This window comes from Cohnella soli (assembly GCF_042655525.1).
In the GTDB taxonomy this organism is placed as follows: domain Bacteria; phylum Bacillota; class Bacilli; order Paenibacillales; family Paenibacillaceae; genus Cohnella; species Cohnella soli.
In genome coordinates this window covers 742,226-762,843 of sequence record NZ_JBHSMI010000067.1, presented here as the reverse complement: position 1 = coordinate 762,843, position 20,618 = coordinate 742,226, and the positions used below count along the sequence as shown (strand labels likewise).

Below are 20,618 nucleotides of genomic sequence, written 5' to 3'. Positions count from 1 at the left end.
GGCAGAAAAATGTGCGAAAAGTATCTTTTGATAGTTAAAGGGAAAGTTATAATTTCGGGCGAATATTTAAGGAGTAATTTGGAGCTAAGGGGTGTTAATGGTGAACGTGAGGAGCGGTGTAAAGGGCATTGTAGTTGTAAACAACAGACTGCTAACGATCAAGAGGAGTGACAAGAAATTCAATGCCGAATACTCTTTGCCGGGCGGGGTACAACAATATGGTGAACATTTAATAGAGGCTTTAAAGCGCAATTTTTTAGAGGAAGTGGGCTGTCATATTGAAGTTAAGCAATTTGCCATTCTGAGAGAATACATTGGAGCAAACCACACTGGAAGCAGTTTAAGTGGTTCTCATACTCATGTGATAGATCACATGTTTTTGTGCGAGATATTGGATGAGCAAAACATAGGAAGTGGAACAGGCCCGGACGAGGACGCTCTAGAGATCGAATGGATTTCTTTAAAATATATTGAGGAATTTAGATTTTTTCCGAGAGAATTGATTCCTTACATTATTGATATGGCTAAGGGTCACCATCCGCATGGCATTTATATAAGAGACATAAATTGATTATTTTGTGAGGGGAGACTCGTGAGCGATGGAGAATAAAGCAGCTGAAGATTTTTCAAGCTATGGAAAAAGAGTCAATCGATTGGTCGATGAGTTTGAGAAACAGATTCATTCACAATTGAATGAAAACTACACAAAATCAACGAAATGGTCGGAGAAACTGGCAGATAAAATTGCAGAGTTCGGCGGAAGTTGGAGATTTATTATTATTTTCTTTATCGTGCTAGCCGCATGGGTCGTCATGAACTCTCTTTCTTTTACGAGGGTGATTCATTTTGACGAACCGCCATTTATTCTTCTGAATTTGGTACTATCGTTTCTTGCCGGATTTCAAGCGCCAATCATCTTGATGTCTCAAAATCGCCAAGCTGCAAGGGATAAAAAAGAATCTATCATTGACTATGCTATCAATTATAGAGCTGAGCAAGAAATTGACGATATGCAGGGCCATCTACATAGATTAGAGGCAGATTTTGCAGCGTTTAGACAAGAAGTGAACAACGGATTGAATGAAATAAAAGAATTAATGAAGTCGAAATCATAGATCATGCTTGAAGTTGGCAAAAAGGACCTCGGCCCCGCTTCAGTGGAGTAGAGGTCCTTTACTTTCGGGACAGTCCCTCGAAAAAAATATTTTCGGAAATGTAGAAATCGTCATTCTTAGATCGACTTTATCATGTGAGAGGAAATTACTAACCCAAAAAAGGAGCCAACAAACATGCAATTCACCCTTATGTTTTACGAAAGCCCTGAGGACTTCGCCGCACGAAGTGACCCAGCCAAGCAACAGGAATACCTTGCAGGCTGGTCCCATTATGTAAAAGCCATTCTCGAATCCGGAGTCGTCGTCAGCGGTTGTGGCCTCCACGCCCCCGAAACGGCTACGACAGTACGACGTCGTAATGGCGAGATGTTCGTGGAAGACGGTCCGTTTTCCGAGACAAAGGAACAGATCGGCGGTATTTTCGTTATCGAAGTACCCGACCTTGATACAGCTCTTGAGTGGGCCGCACGCAGCCCTGTTAACGCAGCTGAAGTCCGGGAGAATCTTCCGCCAATGAGATGATTCTATGCTAAAGCCAAATTCCGCACCGAACGCATGACGTTCGTCATCCTGTACAACGAGCCAAAAGATATTGAGGCATTCGAGAAGCACTACCGCGAGGTTCACATCCCTATATCCAAAAAGCTTCCGGGTCTCCGCCGCTATTCCTTAAGCCGTAACATAGCGCCCATTTCAGCAGAGGGCCCATACTATCTCGTGGCCGAGCTGGATTGGGACAGTATGGATGACCTTAAAAAAGCATTTCAGTCACCGGCAGGAGAAGCGGCTCGCGATGATGTGATTGCGAACCTTGAAAGATTATGTCCGGGCGTGCGCAGCATGATCTATGAACTTGAGGAGATCGTGTAAAGCCCGGTCGGATCGTGAACAACACAAAGATAAATCACAGAACAAGAGACATTGCCACGCGGGCGATGTCTCTTGTGCGGTGTTAAATCCGCGGGATTTGACACCTTCAAGAAATCAATCTATCATAATTAATGATAACGCAATCATTATTTATTTTAGGACGGAGAGCCTTATGATTACGATGAAAGACGTCGCCAAACTTGCGGGAGTTTCTCCCATTACCGTATCCCGGGTCATCAGTTCCCCGGAGCAAGTGAAACCGGCTACTCGGGCCAAAGTAACGAGAGCGATCGAAGAATTGAATTTCAAACCGAACAGCATAGCAAGAAGCTTGGTCACGAACAGAACCGACACGATCGGCTTGCTGCTGTCCAACATCGCCAATCCTTATTATCCCGAGTTTATTCTTGGCCTCGAGACGATGGCCCGCTCGCTCGGCAAAAATGTCATTATATGCAATGCGCAGGATTACGATACCGCTACTCACAATCTGGAGCTCCTGCTGGAGAAGCGTGTGGACGGGATCGTCATCACGTCGATCGAATTCGATTCCTTGAAACTCCAGGAAAAGTTTCATTCCCATCTGGAGGAATTGGTGAACATGAAACAAAAAAACATTCCCATCGTCCTCATGGATCCCAACCCTCGTTCAACGATTTTGTCATGCATAGAAGTGGACAACTATATGGCTGGACTAATCGCCATGGATCATCTGCATTCATTGGGACACCGGAGAATCGCGCACATATCGGTCGAGCGGGATGCCAATGTTTGGATCGATCGTCTTCGGGCCTATAAAGATGCCCACCGCAAATTCGGAATCGAATTCGATACATCCCTCGTTGAACTCATCTTGTCCGAAGATGTGAAAGTAGCGCAAGAAGCGGCGACCCGCTTGCTGCAGAAGGAACCTCGGCCCACGGCGATCTTCGCCGGGAACGATCTTCTTGCGGTTGGCGTTATTCATGCCGCCCATCGCTTAGGCATCAAAATCCCCGAAGAGCTTTCCATTATCGGCATAGATGGAATAAACGTCGGAGATCAAATATTTCCGCGGTTAACGACGGTTGCCCATCCTCAGAATAAAGTCGGAGAGGTGGCCGCCCAATTGCTCGTGAAGAAAATAAACGGTATCGACGATAATAGCAACATTACCTTAAAACCGGCTCTGCTTGTCAGGGAGAGCACGGCGGAAGCGCAGAAGTAAATTCAATTCAGCATGAGTCGTTTTCTCTATTGACAAAGATAAGATGGCTCGATATGATGAACACAATGATTGCGCAATCATTATTTATTATCTTGTAATGACAGGGGAAATTAGCAGCGGTAAACGCTAGTCGTGCATTTCTGGTTAACTACAAATGGTAGCGATATCATTCGAGGAGAGATGGTATGCCCGAAGAAGCGCCGTACGGTGACAAGCATACGCTCCAGGAGAAAACCGTAAGCAGAAAAAGATTCCTTGCTTCTGTCGGAGCGGCAGGGGCTGCCTTGTTGGCAGGCAGCATTCTACCCGCCGAATTCGTGGAGGCGGCGGATCAAGGGACGACGAACTTTACCGGAACTGTGCAAGTCAACGCGCCAGCCACATCGACGACGTCATCCATGAATATTTCCAGGGACGCCAATTATTCAGGCGGAAGTCCTGGTTATGTCAACAGCGCGTTGTATGTTGTCGATACGGTTCGGAATGGAGTAGCCGCTTATGAGTGGGGCATTACAAGCGTGCTTAACAATTTCGCCAGCGCGGGAGAGAATGTAGCCCTTTACGGGCAAGGCAACCGGCATGGAACGGGACCGACGTGGGCCGGCGTATTCGAAGCTCGCGACCATACTCAGAACGCGGGCACGACCGGGCTTCTGGGTTTGGAAGTGGATGTATTCGCCAACGGTCTGGATACGAACCATATCCGGTTGGGGATCGATATCGTAGTCGGTAAAGGGGTAGCCGCAGGGTCGGCATGCCAGGCGTATGCGGGAATACGGCTCGGGCCGGTTAACGGAGATGCCAACCAAGGCTCTTTTCAAAAAGGGCTGCTCTTGACGGGAAGCGTAACGACCGGCGTAGACGTTCAGTCGAATGGTACCTATGCCTTTCGATCGTCGGGTACGAACAATGTCGGGTTGGATCTATCGACAGGTACGCATTCCGATTCGGCTATCCGAATCAAGGCGAACGAGAGTATCGCGCTTGAATCGACCAACACGATTAAGATGAAGTACAATTCCTCGACGCAGAAGATCGAATTTTATAACGGTTCCAACCGGGTCGGTTATATCGATACAAATGGAGCCGATCATGCACTTTGAATTGTATTTGGAAAACCTTGAGCTCAAAAGGCGCCTGATCGAAGCCCAAATGCAACTGCTTCATATGCAGCATGCTGCCGTTCTGCAGGAAATGGAACGGTTCAGGACGGAAAACGGACCGCCCGTTCAAACGGAAGCCGTCCCGGGAAGTAGGGAACATAACAGTTGATCAACTATGTCGAACATCGGCGAATTCGAATCGGCTACGACGCGATGACGGGACAGCCTTTGTCCATGTCGGTGGATGGACGGGAGGAATTCGCTTTCTCCCGGCAGCCCGTTCGGTTTGACGTGGATGGCGAAAGCGGTCCTAACAACGAAGGGCAGATGATAAACGTTCGGGGAACGAACCGGATCGGAGAAGATGGGGTGCTGGAATCCGTCGATTTCAAGCCGGGTGCAGCCGACGAAGAAGCGTTTCTTAAGCTGAACCTCTTAGCGGGGACGGATTGGAGACTATCCCTTATTTTCCGAATTGGAGAATCCGACGTATCGTTACAGGTTAATCTTGCGAATCTTGGCGCAGAGAAACGCGTGATCCGTTCGCTGAAATGGATCGTCGAGGGATTGGGAAAGGACAGGCTCGGAGATTGCGAGATTTTAATGCCCGGATACGCGCCGGAAGCGGATTTGCCTTATGAACTCCGCCGAAAGGTTGCGCATTATCCGAACCCCATGCAGTTCGCTTCGGAGCGGCCAACGCCTTACGGATCGGATGAGCCGGGTAATCGTTCCGGGATTATGGGCGTATATGACGCCAAGGAAAATGCCGCCGCGTTGACCTGGTGGGCGAGCGACGTGTATCCGATGAAATCGAGGCTTCTTCGCATCGACGATCAGGTTTTGCGGGAAAGTACGGTGTATTGCCCGTGCTTGCTAGCTCCGGGAGAGACGCTGGAGGTCGGAACTTTTTATTTCGGCCGATATTCCGGCGACAGAGTCGAGGCGGTTAGGCAGGCCGCGAGAAGCTTCGGTTCGTATCGTTACGCCGGGCAGGAACTGTCCGACCGCCGAAAGTTGAGCATTTGCGAAATCCAAATCGGCGAGAAAATGGGCAGAACCGTATTCTCGAGCTATGACGATGCGATCCGGCAAATACCTTATATTCGGGAGCTGGGATACAACGCGCTGGAAGTGATGCCGAGGTTTCCGTTTCCGTCCTATTCGGTTTACGACTTCTTCGATATCGATACGACGTTCGGGGATCGGAGCGGATTAAGAAACCTCGTAAAGGCAGCCCGAAATGTCGGAATCAAGGTCATCATCGACATCGTGTTCCATGGGCCGCTTGAGGAAGAACCGAAGGATTGGTGCATGCCGGAAGGGGATTATCGCTTCGATTCGCCATATCTTGAAGGGCATCCGGAATGGTTCTCGCGACATGAGAACGGGGAATTCGCCCGCACGTATACGCGATCGTTCGATTTATCCAATCCCGAACTGCAGAAGCACATCGCCGACGCGATGATCCATCTGATCCGGGAACTCGACATCGACGGCTTCAGGCTGGATGCGCAAACGTGGAATTTCTTCCCGAACTGGGACCCGCTTATCGATAGGCCGGCTTACGAGGCGTTATACGCGGGTTATCGCATGATGGAAGGAATCGGAGCGAAGGTTGCCGCGGCTTACCCTGGCAAAATCATGTACACCGAAGGCTGCGGGCCGCTTGTCGCCCGATATCATCCGTATCGCTACAACTACGACTATCACTGGATTTATCCGGCGATGGCCAACGTTACCGATCCGAGAGGCATGTCCGACAAGTTCTGGAGGAAAACTTCGGAGAATACGTTGACCTGGAGAGACCTGGCGGAATGGCTTGAAGAGGCGGAAGCCGCAATGCCCGAAGGGATAAGCGTCGTTCATCAAACCGATTCTCACGATTCGCACGAATGGGCCGGCTTCCATCATGGCCAATTCAACCGAGAAGCATTCGGACCCGAAGCGCACCGAGTGTTGGTCGGCACCGCGGCGTTCATGAACGGCGGATTCATGTCGTTCTACGGCGCCGAACAAGGAAACGAGGCATTTTACCGATCCATTATGGGAATACGCGAGCATAACGAAACGATGGCGGCGGGGGAGTGCAACTATCGCGGAATAGTCGCAAGCGATCCGAGAATCATCGCGATCCTCTGGACATATAGGCAGCGTTGGCTGCTGTTTATCGCCAATCCGGATAACGATACGAAACGCGTTGAATTGAGTATCGGGGAATTGAGAACTGAAAGTTTTATTACGGCGGATTCCGAACGATGGAAAGTATGCGATCTTATGCAGTCTTCTGAAGGAACTTTCGAATTGAACGGTTCCGAAATGGCTTCGGGTTGGCCGATGAAGCTTGACGGCTATGGCGTATATGTACTGGAAGGGATTCCCCTGAGCCATTAACGGGTGGCCGGGCGGAAGTCTACAACAAAATGGTTGCGTTACCATTATCTCAAAAATGTGGGGGTCATGAAATGATTCAATCTAATAAATGGTACAAAACATTGGCTGTCGCCATGACTGCGACGCTGGTTCTGTCGGCTTGCAGTTCCGGTGGAAATAAAGAGCAGGCATCCGGCGACAATCAGCCGAAGCCAAGCGCAAGCGCAAGCGCGAGCGCGAGCGAATCGGCAAAAGCGGAGAACCCGAAACAATCCGCCGAGAAAAAAGTCATCGTAGTCGATCCGGGCGGGGATTTCACCGACTATGCGCCGACGACGAGCATGGAAAAATCCGATGCGAACCCTCACCCCTACAACGAAATTCGTGTATTGGCGGACGAATGGGAGAAGCTGCACCCGGAAGCGAAAATCGAGATTTTATCGCCCACCAAATCCAAAGATCGCAAAGTAGCCGTCGCGCAGCTTGCCGCCGGAACAGCTGCGGATATTATCTATCAAATTGGAACATTCAAAGATGAAGACTATCCGAAGGGCTGGGTATTGCCGTTCGACAAATATTTGGACATGCCTAACCCGTACGCGGAAGGAAACGCGAAATGGAAGGACTTGTATAACGAGTCTTGGTTAAACAAATCCGGCGACGGCAAAGTGTATTACATTCCGATTGACGCGGTACCGATCGGCATTATTTTCAATAAAGAGTTGTTCTCGAAAGCCGGCATAGACAAGCCGCCGGTCACATATACCGAGTTTTTCGATGCGGAGAAAAAACTGAAGGCGATCGGCGTCGCTCCTTATATGCCTATCTACCGTTGGTCCGACATTACGCTCGAAACGGCGGTATTCGCCAAGAAGATCAAAGAATGGGACGTCCTTACGCCTAACGGCATCGTCGATCAGGAAGAATTCGTTCGCGCGTACAAGAATGGCTTATATAAAGTCGATTCCCCGGAAAACCGCGAATACTACAAGCTGAAAAAAGAAAAGACTGACGGATACCCTAAAGGCTGGAACAGCACGGACGCTTATAAGGCGTTCGTAACCGGAAAAGTAGCCATGATCGAAGCGGTCGGCATTCATATGCGCAATGTCCAAGACGATAAAGAACGCAAATTCGAGTACGGAACGATGTCATTCCCGATCTTATCGCAGGAAGAATCCCCATTCGGGGGAGCCAACACGATTCGTGGAACGGCAGGTTATGCCACGGCATGGCAGTTGACCAATTCGGCCGAGAAGAAAGGAACGGCCGATCTGGCGGCGGACTTCCTGATGTACTTAACCGCTCCGAAGAACAACGCCCGTCTGGTGAACAAGCTGGAAGCGGCCATTCCGGCTGCGAACGGCGCGGAAGCCGTAGAAATGTTCAAGCCTATGTACGACCAGTTCCAACAGGATTATAAAGACGGCTATTTAACTTGGGGCGCTTTCTACGCCGCGGTGCTTGCGGGTCCCGAGTACGGCCAAGCCTACGAGAAGCTGTCCGTCGATTATTTGTTAGGCTCGATCAGTTTGGACAAATTGCTCGCCGAACTCGATAAAGCGATGAAGAAGAGCGTAAACAGTCTACTTCAGCAGCACAAATACGACGAGTCGAAATGGTAAGGTAACTTCATGTGATGACGGAGCGCGGGGCGGCATCGATTGCGCTCCGTCATCATGACTTATTCTTGTTTTTGACGGGAGAAGATCTCATGGGATACGTTAGGCGGCTTTACCGGGCAAAGCTCTATTACATGTTTTTATTGCCCACGCTGGCGATTCTGCTCCTATTCGGCTTTTATCCCCCGTTATCCGCTTTATACCATGCTTTCACGAACTGGAACGGGGCGACGGCCGAATGGGTAGGGTTGCAAAATTTCGAGTATATGATGGAAGACTCCTTCTTGTTGGATTCCATATGGAACATGCTGTACCTGCTCATAGTAGGTTTAATCTGCGGGAATGTCATGAGTCTGGTCGGAGCGGCGCTCGTATTTAATCTCAAAAATGCCGGGCTGTCCGGATTTTTTCGCTACATGTTCATTTTGCCGATGGTCGTTCCCGGAGTCGTCATATTGCTTCTCTGGAAAAGCCTAATGGACCCGTTAACGGGGTTGTTCAATACTGCGCTCGCATCTTTAGGTTTGCCGCATGAATACGGATGGCTCGGAGACCCTTCCATGGCTTTGAACTCCATCGTGTTGATCGGTTTTCCTTGGGTGGCGGGGCTGGGATTTCTCATCTACTTGGCCGGGTTCCAAAGCATTTCCCAAGAAGTGATCGAAGCGGCGGAAGTTGAAGGGGCGGTCGGTGTCAAACGTTTCTTCCGTATCGATTTGCCGCTCATCACCGGGCAAATCAAGCTGATGGTCGTGCTGGGCATTATCGGAGGCCTTCAAGGATTCGGCGTTCAGCTCGTGCTTACGAAGGGAGGACCAGGCTCCTCTACGGCGGTCCCGGGATGGCTGATGTACGAGCAAGCCTTCTCTTATAGCAATTTCGGTTATGCGTCGATGATCGGTTTCGTTATTTTTATCGTGATCCTTGCTATAACGTTCATCAATATGAAATTCATTAAAGCGGATCAATAGATTCGGAGGAACGATATATGAAAGTATTATCCAGACGGTTCCCGACCGGGCAGCTCGTTTCTCATCTTGCGTTATGGATATTGCTGCTGCTCACGGTTTATCCGTTTATCTCGATGATTTTGAAAAGCGTCAAAAACTTCGATCAGGATACCCATGATCCTTGGGGATTCACTCTTCCTGTCCACTTCGAAAATTATTCGCTCGCTTGGGAGACGGTTCGTCCTTTCTTGATGAACACGGCAATCATTACCGTCGCCGCGACGTTAGGCATCGTTATATTGTCTTCGATCAGCGGTTTCATCCTGGCTCGGTTCCGGTTTCCGCTGAGGGAGGCCATCTTCTACGTCATTATTTCGCTCATGATGATACCCGGCATTTTATCTTTGATTCCGTTATTTATTCTCATCCGCGATCTGCAACTGATCGATTCGAGTTGGGGACTGATCGGCCCTTATATCGCGGGAGGGGTGCCGTTCGGAATTTTCTTGATGCGCGGATTCATGGAGAAGCTGCCCGGGGAACTGTTCGAGGCGGCTTATATCGATGGGGCCTCGATCTTTCAATCGTTCATGAGGATCGCCGTACCGCTTAGCCGGCCGATTATTACGACATTGGTCATCTTGAACATTCTCAATACGTGGAACGACATTATCCTTCCTTCCATCGTATTGACCGATGATGCCAAGAAGACGGTGGCCGTTGGCTTATTGACGTTTACGTCCCAATTCAACGATCAAGGCGGACCGTTGTTCGCCGGGTACCTCCTTTCCAGTTTGCCGTTGCTTCTGTTTTTTATCGCGGCTTCCAGGCAGTTTATTTCCGGCATGACCAGCGGCGCGTTGAAGCTGTAAATTTAATTCGAATATTCGCGATCAACAGGAGGTTAGAATGGAGCAGCATAGAGCATGGAAAGCGCATTGGATATGGAAGCAAAGGACGGAGGTCTCGGCGACGGAAGGCCGCCACGAGCTCGTCTATTTTCGAAGGAGCTTCGCGCTTCCCGCCGAGGGTGCCGGCAAGCTGGTTGTCCGGGTATCGGCGGATAGCCGATACCGTTTATATTTGAACGGCAAATCGGTTTCGGTCGGCCCTTGTAAAGGAGATCGTTATACCCATCATTACGAGACGGTCGATTTGACGGAACATTTGCTGCCAGGGATGAACGTGTTGGCGGCAAAGGTGCTTCATTTCACCGTTTCGGAACCTTTTGTTTTGGGCGTGGGGGGGCCAGCATCCGTCTGGCGCTCCAATACGGGCGCCTTTTTCTTGGAAGGCGATCTCGTCGACGAAAATGGTTGCGCTATCATTGAGCTAAGCAGCAGCGAACAATGGGTTTGTCTTGAAGACAGGGCGCTTTCGTTTCATCCTGGCGAACTTGAAACGCTGTATGTCGGGGGAGCGGAGCGGGTAGACGGGGCTTCGTTGCCGCACGGCTGGGAAGAGATCGAGTATGACGACCGGCATTGGGATAAAGCTTCGGTAATCGCCGACGCATACGATTCTACATATGGTCAGCTTACACCTTGGCCGCTTACGCCGCGTCCGATCCCTCCCTTGTATGAAGAAGAAAGAGGATTTCGTTCGATTGCAAGAATCGTAGGCGGACAGGAGGCTGAGCCCAGCTTTCATCTACCGCATGACGGCCGGATGCCGGAAGGAGATCAAGGGTTCGAATTGAAAGCAGGCGAGCGTTTCTTGATCGAACTGGACGCGGGGGAACTGACGACGGGGTACTTGCGGCTTGCGATGACCGGAGGGCGGGGGAGCAGCGTTCGTATTCTGTGCGCCGAGTGCTACGAGGATCCTCCCGAATCCACGATTCGCCGCAACAAGGGAATTCGCGACGATCATTCGAAAGGATTGCTGCTTGGAGAGGAGGATATCTACAGCATTCAAGGTTTCGGTGATCCGTCTTTGGGACGTTATGAGAGCTACGAACCGTTCTGGTTCCGTACGTTCCGCTTCGTGCGGTTATCTGTCGAAGTCGGCAGCGAGCCTTTAGTCATTCATCGGTTCAATTACCGGGAGACGGGATATCCGTTAGAGATCGAGGCGGATTTCCGCAGCTCGGATGAATCGTTGCGGAAGCTGTGGGACATTAGCATGAATACGTTAAAACGCTGCATGCACGAGACTTATGAAGATTGTCCGTTTTACGAACAGATGCAGTACGCGATGGATACGAGGCTGCAGGTATTGTTTACTTATCATCTGAGCGCAGACGACCGGCTGGCCCGCAAAGCGATATTCGATTTCCATAGTTCGCTGCTCCCGAACGGGATGCTGCAAAGCCGTTATCCTTCGCTGTATCCGCAAATCATTCCGGGGTTTTCCTTCTACTGGATCATGATGGTTCACGACCACTATCGGTATTTCGCCGATGCGGACCTCGTCCGCATGTATTTGCCCACGATGGACGCGGTGCTAGGTTGGTTCGAGCGGCAGCTTGACGAGCGGGGGCTCGTCGATCGAATGCCTCCGCAGTATTGGTCTTTCGTGGATTGGGTCGAACAATGGCGGGATTTCGCGGGAGTGCCTGCCGCCAATCTAAAGGGACCCCTTGCCATACTTAGCATGCAATACGCTGCGGCTCTGCAAGCGGCCGCGGAGCTGAACGATTTTGCCGGAAGAACCGCAACGGCAGAGGAGTACAGGCTGCGCGCAGATAGTTTAAACGAAGCGATTCGGGCAAATTGCTGGTCGGAAGGGCGGCAGATGTTCAGGGACGGTCCTGAAGCCGAGGAATTTTCGCAGCACGCCCAAATATGGGCGGTATTATCCGGTACGGCGAGCGGAGCGGAAGCGCGGAAACTGCTGGAAACGATGATGGTCGATCAATCATTGCCCGTCGTTTCCTATGCCATGGCGTTTTACTTGTTCCGAGCTATGTCCGATACCGGACTCTATGAACGGTCGTTCCCGCTATGGGATACATGGAGACGGCTAGCGGAGCTTAACTTGACGACTTGGGTAGAGGATCCCGTCTCCCAACGAAGCGATTGCCATGGTTGGGGAGCGACCCCTCTCTATGAGTTTCCCGCGGAAATATTAGGCGTGAAACCCGCCGAGCCGGGGTTTAAGCGGATCAAGGTTCAACCTCGGCTAGGCCATCTCGCTTGGGCGGAAGGCAAAGTGGCTACGGCGCAAGGGACGGTTTACGTCAAATGGGAGTTGGATGGCGAAGACCGGTTTCGATTGCGCGTTCAGGGACCCCGACATATTCCGGTAACCGTGGAGCTTCCGAACGGACAATCGTTCACGGTACCGGAAGCGGACCCTTACGAAGTCGTCGTTCATTTGCGTTCTGCGGGTTCGATTGTTGGATAACGCTTGATCCTTGAGGAGGAATGGAAAATGAGACGGTTGATCTTATCCCTATTTTGTTGTGTCCTGCTATGCGCAAGCTGCTTCTCCCTGCCGGTTGCGCCTAAGGCCCATGCGAGCGTTAACGCAGAAGGGTCCGCGAATTTCCAACCGGTAAAAACCGCGACCGTCAAAGATATCGACGGTAATCCCACTCTTCACGTCAACGGCAAACCCCAGCCTCTCGTAGGCTGGTTCCAATGGGACTGGTATCCGAGAATGACGCAGACGGCTAGCTATGCGGGCATTCACATCTACCAACCTAGACATACGACCGGCTATCCGACGCTGGAAGTATGGTTGCCCGAGATGCAGAAGATCGCGCAAGAAGATCCGAATGCATATTTTCTGCCGGTCTTATGGCTCGGCACGGATTTTTCCTTCGGATTCAACGGCGCCAACACCGCGGAAGTGAATGTCGACAAAGGTGCTTCATGGGGAGCGAACTCTTATGGCTCCAAGGAGTGGAAAAACCGCGCGGAGCTGTTCTTGAGGGAACAAATTCGCCGTTATGAAGCCAGTCCGATGAAGGATCGAATTCTGGGTTACATGCTTACTGGGGGAAGCACCGGCGAATGGTTTAACGTCGACACGTGGGCCAATCGCGATTTCGACCGCAGCGTCAGCAATACGGCGTCCTTCCGGGAATGGCTGAAGCTCGAGTACGGTTCGGATCTCGGCAAGCTGCGCCACGCTTGGAATGATCCTGCGGTTACATTTGAATCCGCTTCCATTCCGGCGAAGGCTAGCGGCGATCCGTTCCTAAATCCCGCAACGAATCGCAGCGTAATCGATTATGTACAGTATCAGAACAAGCAATTATCCCGGTTTATCGTAGATCTGGCCGGAGTCGTGAAGGACGAGACAGGGCGAGCTAAGCTGATGTCCATATACAGCGGTTATACGATGGCATTCGGCCAGTATGGTCCGCTCTCCGGCGAACTGGACTTGGAAACGTTGTTGAATAGTCCGGATATCGATCTGCTCTATTCCCCGCTGGATTATACGCATCGCAGCCTGGCGGACGGATTTACCAGCGTTCACGGGGCGATGGATTCGGCGCGGTTGCACGGCAAGCTTTACGTCGGAGAAGACGATTATGCCACTCATATCGGGACGGACACGCATGGTGCGCCCCCGCTGTCCGATAACGCCGATGGGTCCCTAGCCCTGCTGTGGCGGAATTTCGGTTTTGCTTTAACGAAGTCCTATGGTCTGCATTGGTACGACGACGCGGGATACGGCGGTTTTAACAACGCTAGAATGGTCAACGAAATCCGAAAAATGAATCAATTGGCGAATGCCGCCTTGAACCTTCCCCGCAAGTCGGGTGCTGAAATCGCGCTGGTCGTCGACGAGTTCTCGCAGATGGTTCAATCCGTCTCCGGCTCGTCCGTGAACGAGAGGCTTCGGCTCATTCGAGAGGAGCTGTCCAAGGCCGGGGCGCCATATGATATCGTGCTTTTGTCCGATGTACTTGCGGGCAAAGCGGATTCGTACAAGCTGTATCTGTTCGCTAATGCCTTCGCTTTAAAAGATGAACAGAGAACGACTCTGGGTCAGTGGGACAAGTCTGGGAAAACGGTCGTTTGGCTCTATGCGTCGGGTTATTGGAAAAGGGATGCAAGTCAAACCGATCGGCGCTCAGCGGATCAGATCGGCGAAATAACGGGGTTAGCGACGACGGAAGCGGCGCCCCAATCCTATCGGATCGCCGCGGTCGACGACAACGCCGAGCCGCTGCTCGCCGGAATCGCGCCGGGAGAAGAACTGGGCGGCTCCGCTACGCCGATTCCGCTGTTCGCGGCCGAGGAAACGGACGGCGTTCATGTGCTCGGCCGGACCGGCTCCAAGGTTACCGCCGCGTATAAGCAGCATAACGACGGCAAGGAAGTGTGGATCGGTTCGCCGTCCATCTCTTCCGTACCTTTCTATCGCAATTTGGCTGAGGAAGCGGGAGTTCATTTATACTCCAGAAGCGGCCTTCAGGTCAACGCGAACGAATCGTTCGTAACCGTAACGAAACCGGCGGCCGGAGCGGATACGGTCTATTTTCCAGACGCGAGGCCTAAGTATGACGTGACGAACGACAGGACGGTCCAGCCCGGCCCGGACGGGAAACTGGAGATTGTAACGACCGGACCGCAAACGTTAGTATATTACAACGGAAGCAAGGAAGACCTTCATTTGAACAGCAGCAATGCCTATTCAACAACGTTGGGTCGGCTCGTCGTCCGTTTAACCGGCGAGACGCTGGAGCATCAGAAGCTGGAATCGAATCAACCCCGGACGATGGATGCGATAGCCGGATCCTTGCTTAGCTTTGACGTAACGGGCATAACGCCGGATGGATATTACTTCTATAAAGACGAAATGTCGGAAGCCCCGACATGGTCGAGCAGCGATGAAGCCGTCGCGACGATTACGCAGTCCGGCCGATTGTCCGCCCTTGCCCCGGGCCAAACCGTTATCACGGCTACCGTGGGCGGAATTAGCAATTCGGTTACTTTGACGGTTAAGCAGCCGCTGGAAATCTCGCTTCTTCCGCTTATGGAGAACGCAGCTTGGAGTACCTGGTCGATGACGAATGGCTGGCATCCTTACGAATTCGGGACGGGCAACGCCTTCGGAACTTCGAACGTCATGACGGAGGTCGTATCGGAAGACGGTAATTCCTACGGTGGCGCGTACCGTTATGAGCCGCTGCAGTCCGGCGAACAAGTAAGCGGATCGTTGGATTCCTTGCAGGTACCCAACAAGAAAGGGGTTAAAGCCGTCGCCACGTTCCGCTATCCATTAGGCACGCCGGAAGGAACGTACAATTCGCTAATTCTAGAAGGTTATAAGGAAGGCGGCGCCGGAAGCCTGTTCGTGCTGCAGAAGGATCTGTCTGTCACGGGAGCGGGAACGACAATGGAAGTCGATCTGTCGGCATACGCGGGGCAAAAGATCAGAATCGACGTGAACGTACGGAATAAATCCGCAACGGACGTCACCTATGCGAAAATCGATCTGACGGAGCTCAAAATGGTGTACGAGGACGAGCAACCGCAGAAGAAGCTTCTAAAGCTTGCGTTTGCGGATATGAACAAGACACTGCAAGCGGATTCGACGGAATCGCTGGTCGTTCAGAAAATTTATGACGATGGAAGCCGGGAGTTATGGGCGCCGGGCGGGAACGCCGTCTTCTATAGCAGCCGTCCCGATCTGGTGACCGTATCTCCGCAAGGCGTCGTAAAGGCCTTAGGCAAAGGGACGGCGGAAATCACTTTGGTAACGGATGAATTCGTTGCCAGAAGTTATGTCCATGTCATCGGAGATGAATATGTTTATACCGATTTGCTGCCCGTATATGCCGAGGAAGGGACATGGACCGTCGAACCGACTTACGCTTCTTTTCCGTTCGGAACTTCGACGGAATACGGCGGGGCTTCTAGACCGGAGTCCGTTACGATGGAAGACGGCCATATCTATGCGAATCCGATCGTGATTTCGGGAAGCGCAAGCGGTACGGGGGTCAACGGGCGTATTGCCATGAAGGTTCCCGATGAGCGGGACGTTCATCTGACCGGCAAATTCGGCTTCGTCGGCAATACGGACTATGAAGGCCAAACGGCGACTTTCTACATGCGTTCGTGGGATCCCAAGCAGCCTTTTTACAAGTCATACTCCATCGCATACGACGGACAGCTTGGAACGTTCGATATCGACGTTTCCGCCTTTCGGGGGCAAACGTTGGACAATACGGATATTTATTTGTTGAAACCAAACGGATCCGTTATGGAGATGGGGCTGGTCGAACTTAGCTTCCGCGTGAAGCTGCCCGTCGAGTCGGGGGCTGCCGCCTTGATCGCGGATAAACCCTATTCCGTGCTCGGGGTAGGCGGAGAGACGAGCCTATCCGTAACCGAATTGACGGATACGGGCGTTTACCGTACGCCTTCGTCGCCGGTGACGTGGAGTAGCGAACAAACGGGCGTCGTCTCGGTTGCGAATGGTCGGATAACGGCGCTAAAGCCTGGCGTCGCCATCGTTCAAGCGGACATGGGTGCCGTGCGCGCGCAAATGGTCGTCGAAGTTCGGTCGGATGGACTGACAAGGGGGCAAGCCGCGGACCCTTATCGATGGACTAGCCTGGAGAGGCTGCCGCAATTCCCGGTGGATAAAGCGGATGTATCTTACAGGTATGTGGGCTTGCATATCAGGGAACCCGTCATGCCATCGCCGACCGTGACATGGCCGGAGCAAGCCGTTGAGACGAACGAATCCGCTTATACGATAAAAGGGACTTCCGCAGCGGGCTCGCGGGTCCAAATCTGGAACGATCGGAACGAAAACGGCTGGCTGGACGATCAGGATACGCTCGCGGGAGAGCAGCAATTGGGAAGCGGTGAAACCGAATTCGCGATCAAGGTTCAAATGACGGGAAAAGGTTCATGGCATTATGTGTTGACCGGTTCGAACCTCATCGGAGAGCGTAGCGCGGAGGCGGTGACGCCCGTCATTTCCTATTCGGGATCATCCGGAGGGAATGAACCTGGAAGTAACGGCGTAGTGACATTGCCCGATTCCGCCGCAGATCTCTTGACGAAGCTGAACGGTAAGGCCGAGTCCTACGCGAAGATGACGCTAAAGATGAGCGGAAACCGTCAAGTGTCAACAGTCATACTCGATGCGGGTAAAATCAAGTCGCTTATCGCAGGCAATGGCGGCAGCGTGCTTGGCGTCTACTTGACGACGGCAAACGATGCCGCGATCGAAGGATTAACGGCCGGAGACTTGGCAAGCATGGCCGAAAAAGGCGCGTCTCTTGAAATTCACACTCAAGCGCTATCGATTCCAGTACATGCAGACCGATTGGATTGGCAGGCGATCGCGAAACGTCTCGGCTCTGTGTCCCTTAGCGAGATAGAGGCGAAATTGACCATTGAGCGCTTGCCGGATGACATTCTCGATCGAGCGAAAAAAGCGGCGAAGGCGCAAGGTTACTTGTGGCTGGCCGATCCGGTTGTCGTCAAGTTAACCTTTACGCATGCAAGTCATACGGTTGACGCTATATCGATTCCGGGGAGCGATATGTCGAAATCGATTGTTCTATCTGGAGAGATGGGAACGTATGATAGTCGCCGAATTCCGATCGGAGTCGCCATCTATCCGAACGGTTCTATGTTCTCTCTGCCGACAACCGTTGAGCGCCGGGATGACCGTACATTCGCGGTCATTCATGACCTGGCCGAACACGATATTTATGCCGTCATCGAGAACCCGCGGCGATTTTCCGACCTTGAAGCCCATTGGGCGAAAGACGAAGTCAACGAGATGGGAGCGCGGTTAGTCGTGTCGGGCACGGGAGGCGCGAAGTTCGAACCGAACCGCGTTGTTCAACGCTCGGAATTCGCCGCCATCCTCGTGAGAGGGTTTGGATGGATGCATCCTGATGTAGTCCCAAGCAGGTTTCCCGATGTGAAGCAGGGAGCATGGGACCAGACGCCTGTAGGGATCGCCGCCGAGCGAGGAATCGTCTCAGGATACGGTGACGGATTGTTTCATGGGCAGGCAGCTGTATCTCGCGAACAAGCCATGGTCATGCTCGCGAACGTACTGCGTTCTATTCAAAGAAGCGCTTCTTCCGCGCTGAGTGAGGAAGAAACCAATCGGCTCTTATCCGCTTATCGGGATGGGGATCGCGTAGCCGCATGGGCCAGAGAGTCCATTGCATACTTGATTAGGCAAGGAATCGTGAAAGGCAATGACGGTCATATTCTGCCCCAGGGAGGCATGAACCGCGCAGAAGCCGCCGTTCTGGTACGGCGAGCATTGAACGAGTCAGATTTGATCTAGTGCACGAAGGGGATGTCCTTTAAGTCATGAGAATGACAAAGGGCATCCCCTTTTTTACATACCGGCCGCTTTCTTGATCCGCACCCGCTCGCTGAAAAGTAGATATCGTGCAATAAATGCAGTAGGAAAATGTATTCTATCGCTTGTAATTATTAGCGTTCCACATAGAAGCTACAACATCCAGTGCAAAGACTGTATGCGCTTTCTATTGTACACTTGACATGGAGTATACAAAAGATTCCAGGAGAAGGTGAAATGCACAACGATGAGAACATCCGCGCTTCTTTTTCAAGGACGGGATGACGCAAGACTCGGAGAAGTGGAAATCGACGACGTGCAGCCAGGCGAGGTGCAAGTCCGCACGATTTCTTCATTCATTAGCACGGGAACGGAAAGGTGGATTTTGACGGACCGTTTTTCCTCGTCAGGCACTCCATATCCATGCGTTCCGGGTTATCAGAGAGTCGGCATCGTCACGCAAGTCGGCGCGGAAGTGTCGAACATTCATGTGGGAGAACGCGTTATCGCCACGAGCGGAAGCTGGACCGGAGAGACGAAGTCATTCTGGGGAGCGCACCTGGCAGTTGCGAACACGTCGAGCTCCGAAATTTACAAAATACCCGACGGGGTTCGGAATGATGACGCGTCCGGCGTCGTTGTCGCTCAAGTCGGTTATCATGCGGCTTCCCGGGTCGCGATGAGCGAAGGGGATTGGGTCGTCATCTATGGTGACGGGATCATCGGGCATTGCGCTTCTCAAGCGGCTCGCGCGAGGGGGGCCAGAACCATTCTTGTCGGACGGCGGAAGGAGCGACTCGCGCTCGGAGCCGAATTTAGCGCGGATTACGTGCTTAACGCCAGATCAGACGATATTCCGCAGCAAGTGTTGAAGATTACTGGTGGTCAGCCGGTCACCGCAATTATCGATACGCTGCAACAACCGGCGCTTCAGCGGGAATACGTTTCATTGCTGCAAGTCGGCAAAGGACAGGTTGTGTATTGCGGCCATTCGCTGGACAAAGCTTGGGCGGATATGCCGCTGATGCAAGAGAAAGGATTAACTTGCCATTACGTATCGGACTGGACGAGGGAGAGAATCGAAGCGACGATCTCGCTCATGAATGAAGGTGCAATCCATCTGGCGCCGCTCGTCACTCACCGGGGGACAGCGGACGAAGCACCAGGCTTTTATCGTATGCTGCTGGATAATAAAGAGCCTTTTCTCGGAATAATTATCGATTGGAGTACGGAGCAATGAGAATTGTCATTACTGGAGCTTGCGGTTTTATCGGCAGAAGGCTGATCGAAGAGTTGGAACAACGCGGACACGAGCTTCATCTTGTCGATCGGCAAAGTCCGGAAGAGGCAACGATATTCGTTCCCGGATCTCGGGTAAGCGCGCCGTTCAAGACGGATTGGCCGTTCTATAAAGCCGACATTATGGATGGGGAAGCGATGGAGCGTGTCGTCAAGCAAGCGGACGCCGTCGTGCATCTAGCGGCCGTTCCATCGGGGTTGCCCGAAGCGGGCCGAGAAGCGTTCTATTATAATGCCAGCGGAACATACATGCTGCTGGATGCGGCCAGGCTGGCCGGCGTTTCCCGTTTCGTTGCGGCATCGAGCATCAACGCCTATGGTACATTTTACTGGCGTATTCGAGAGGAACCGGTCCGCTATACGCATTTGCCGCTGACGGAAGCTTTTCCTCCGGAGCCGCAAGACCCATACAGCCTTAGCAAACTGGTCAACGAACTGACCTGCGATGCATTTCACCGAGCATACGGCATGAAGACCGCAGCTCTTCGCTTCGGCGGCGTGTGGAGCGACGAAGTGTACGATCGGGCGATGGAGCAAGGTCTTCCGCCGACGACGGCGTGGCTGGATGATTTGTATACATGGGTTCATGTGCGGGATATCGCGACGGGGATCCGACAGGCGCTTGAAGCGCCCGACTTGCCTGGATCGGGCGCTTATACGCTGAATGCGGCGGACACGTCGTGCCCAGAACCGACGATGGAGTTGTTGCAGCGCTTGCGTCCGGATTATGCTGCAATGTTGACGTCGCCGATCGAAGGAAGGGGCGCGTTGATTTCTTCCGCCAAAGCACGCGCAGCATTCGGGTTCGAACCGAAATTCCGGTTGGAATAGATCAG

15 protein-coding genes are annotated in these 20,618 nt (G+C 52.2%); all 15 read left to right on the top strand.

Annotated elements, in window-relative coordinates; genetic code table 11:
* Positions 1 to 97 precede the first annotated feature (97 nt).
* Complete coding sequence (locus ACFPOF_RS32680) at positions 98 to 571, top strand: NUDIX domain-containing protein (RefSeq protein ID WP_378140474.1); 474 nt, start codon at positions 98 to 100, stop codon at positions 569 to 571.
* A 28-nt stretch (positions 572 to 599) separates the two neighbouring features.
* A complete protein-coding gene (locus ACFPOF_RS32675; protein WP_378140237.1) occupies positions 600 to 1,115 on the top strand; it encodes a DUF1003 domain-containing protein in 516 nt (171 codons plus the stop codon).
* Positions 1,116 to 1,289: 174 nt separating this feature from the next.
* Complete coding sequence (locus tag ACFPOF_RS32670) at positions 1,290 to 1,637, top strand: YciI family protein (protein ID WP_378140235.1); 348 nt, start codon at positions 1,290 to 1,292, stop codon at positions 1,635 to 1,637.
* A gap of 33 nt (positions 1,638 to 1,670) precedes the next feature.
* Positions 1,671 to 1,985, top strand: coding sequence for an EthD family reductase (locus ACFPOF_RS32665; protein WP_378140234.1), 315 nt, complete (start codon positions 1,671 to 1,673; stop codon positions 1,983 to 1,985).
* A gap of 172 nt (positions 1,986 to 2,157) precedes the next feature.
* Positions 2,158 to 3,192 carry a LacI family DNA-binding transcriptional regulator gene (locus tag ACFPOF_RS32660; protein WP_378140232.1) on the top strand — a complete coding sequence of 345 codons (1,035 nt, stop codon included), beginning with the start codon at positions 2,158 to 2,160 and terminating at the stop codon, positions 3,190 to 3,192.
* A 185-nt stretch (positions 3,193 to 3,377) separates the two neighbouring features.
* Positions 3,378 to 4,295, top strand: coding sequence for a hypothetical protein (locus tag ACFPOF_RS32655; RefSeq protein WP_378140230.1), 918 nt, complete (start codon positions 3,378 to 3,380; stop codon positions 4,293 to 4,295).
* Complete coding sequence (locus tag ACFPOF_RS32650; RefSeq protein WP_378140228.1) at positions 4,285 to 4,464, top strand: hypothetical protein; 180 nt, start codon at positions 4,285 to 4,287, stop codon at positions 4,462 to 4,464. The genes ACFPOF_RS32655 and ACFPOF_RS32650 overlap by 11 nt, the downstream gene beginning before the upstream one ends.
* The gene (locus tag ACFPOF_RS32645) at positions 4,461 to 6,689 is read left to right on the top strand and encodes an alpha-amylase family glycosyl hydrolase (RefSeq protein WP_378140226.1); all 2,229 of its coding nucleotides are present in this window, start codon (positions 4,461 to 4,463) and stop codon (positions 6,687 to 6,689) included. Before ACFPOF_RS32650 ends, ACFPOF_RS32645 begins: the two co-directional genes overlap by 4 nt.
* Positions 6,690 to 6,760: 71 nt before the next feature.
* Positions 6,761 to 8,293, top strand: coding sequence for a type 2 periplasmic-binding domain-containing protein (locus ACFPOF_RS32640; RefSeq protein ID WP_378140224.1), 1,533 nt, complete (start codon positions 6,761 to 6,763; stop codon positions 8,291 to 8,293).
* A gap of 89 nt (positions 8,294 to 8,382) precedes the next feature.
* Positions 8,383 to 9,261, top strand: a complete 879-nt coding sequence (locus ACFPOF_RS32635) for a carbohydrate ABC transporter permease (RefSeq protein WP_378140222.1) — start codon at positions 8,383 to 8,385, stop codon at positions 9,259 to 9,261.
* A 17-nt stretch (positions 9,262 to 9,278) separates the two neighbouring features.
* The gene (locus ACFPOF_RS32630) at positions 9,279 to 10,112 is read left to right on the top strand and encodes a carbohydrate ABC transporter permease (RefSeq protein WP_378140220.1); all 834 of its coding nucleotides are present in this window, start codon (positions 9,279 to 9,281) and stop codon (positions 10,110 to 10,112) included.
* Positions 10,113 to 10,149: 37 nt separating this feature from the next.
* Complete coding sequence (locus ACFPOF_RS32625; protein WP_378140218.1) at positions 10,150 to 12,588, top strand: alpha-L-rhamnosidase-related protein; 2,439 nt, start codon at positions 10,150 to 10,152, stop codon at positions 12,586 to 12,588.
* A gap of 27 nt (positions 12,589 to 12,615) precedes the next feature.
* Positions 12,616 to 18,465 carry an S-layer homology domain-containing protein gene (locus ACFPOF_RS32620; RefSeq protein ID WP_378140216.1) on the top strand — a complete coding sequence of 1,950 codons (5,850 nt, stop codon included), beginning with the start codon at positions 12,616 to 12,618 and terminating at the stop codon, positions 18,463 to 18,465.
* Between the two features lie 265 nt (positions 18,466 to 18,730).
* Positions 18,731 to 19,723 carry a zinc-dependent alcohol dehydrogenase gene (locus tag ACFPOF_RS32615; protein ID WP_378140214.1) on the top strand — a complete coding sequence of 331 codons (993 nt, stop codon included), beginning with the start codon at positions 18,731 to 18,733 and terminating at the stop codon, positions 19,721 to 19,723.
* A complete protein-coding gene (locus ACFPOF_RS32610) occupies positions 19,720 to 20,613 on the top strand; it encodes an NAD-dependent epimerase/dehydratase family protein (RefSeq protein WP_378140212.1) in 894 nt (297 codons plus the stop codon). The genes ACFPOF_RS32615 and ACFPOF_RS32610 overlap by 4 nt, the downstream gene beginning before the upstream one ends.
* Positions 20,614 to 20,618: the final 5 nt, after the last annotated feature.

Bases quoted from the DNA above. Each gene is read 5' to 3' on its own strand.
- ACFPOF_RS32680 (WP_378140474.1), top strand. From the start codon at position 98: ATGGTGAACGTGAGGAGCGGTGTAAAGGGCATTGTAGTTGTAAACAAC.
- ACFPOF_RS32675 (WP_378140237.1), top strand. From the start codon at position 600: ATGGAGAATAAAGCAGCTGAAGATTTTTCAAGCTATGGAAAAAGAGTC.
- ACFPOF_RS32670 (WP_378140235.1), top strand. From the start codon at position 1,290: ATGCAATTCACCCTTATGTTTTACGAAAGCCCTGAGGACTTCGCCGCA.
- ACFPOF_RS32665 (WP_378140234.1), top strand. From the start codon at position 1,671: ATGACGTTCGTCATCCTGTACAACGAGCCAAAAGATATTGAGGCATTC.
- ACFPOF_RS32660 (WP_378140232.1), top strand. From the start codon at position 2,158: ATGATTACGATGAAAGACGTCGCCAAACTTGCGGGAGTTTCTCCCATT.
- ACFPOF_RS32655 (WP_378140230.1), top strand. From the start codon at position 3,378: ATGCCCGAAGAAGCGCCGTACGGTGACAAGCATACGCTCCAGGAGAAA.
- ACFPOF_RS32650 (WP_378140228.1), top strand. From the start codon at position 4,285: ATGCACTTTGAATTGTATTTGGAAAACCTTGAGCTCAAAAGGCGCCTG.
- ACFPOF_RS32640 (WP_378140224.1), top strand. From the start codon at position 6,761: ATGATTCAATCTAATAAATGGTACAAAACATTGGCTGTCGCCATGACT.
- ACFPOF_RS32635 (WP_378140222.1), top strand. From the start codon at position 8,383: ATGGGATACGTTAGGCGGCTTTACCGGGCAAAGCTCTATTACATGTTT.
- ACFPOF_RS32630 (WP_378140220.1), top strand. From the start codon at position 9,279: ATGAAAGTATTATCCAGACGGTTCCCGACCGGGCAGCTCGTTTCTCAT.
- ACFPOF_RS32625 (WP_378140218.1), top strand. From the start codon at position 10,150: ATGGAGCAGCATAGAGCATGGAAAGCGCATTGGATATGGAAGCAAAGG.
- ACFPOF_RS32620 (WP_378140216.1), top strand. From the start codon at position 12,616: ATGAGACGGTTGATCTTATCCCTATTTTGTTGTGTCCTGCTATGCGCA.
- ACFPOF_RS32615 (WP_378140214.1), top strand. From the start codon at position 18,731: ATGAGAACATCCGCGCTTCTTTTTCAAGGACGGGATGACGCAAGACTC.
- ACFPOF_RS32610 (WP_378140212.1), top strand. From the start codon at position 19,720: ATGAGAATTGTCATTACTGGAGCTTGCGGTTTTATCGGCAGAAGGCTG.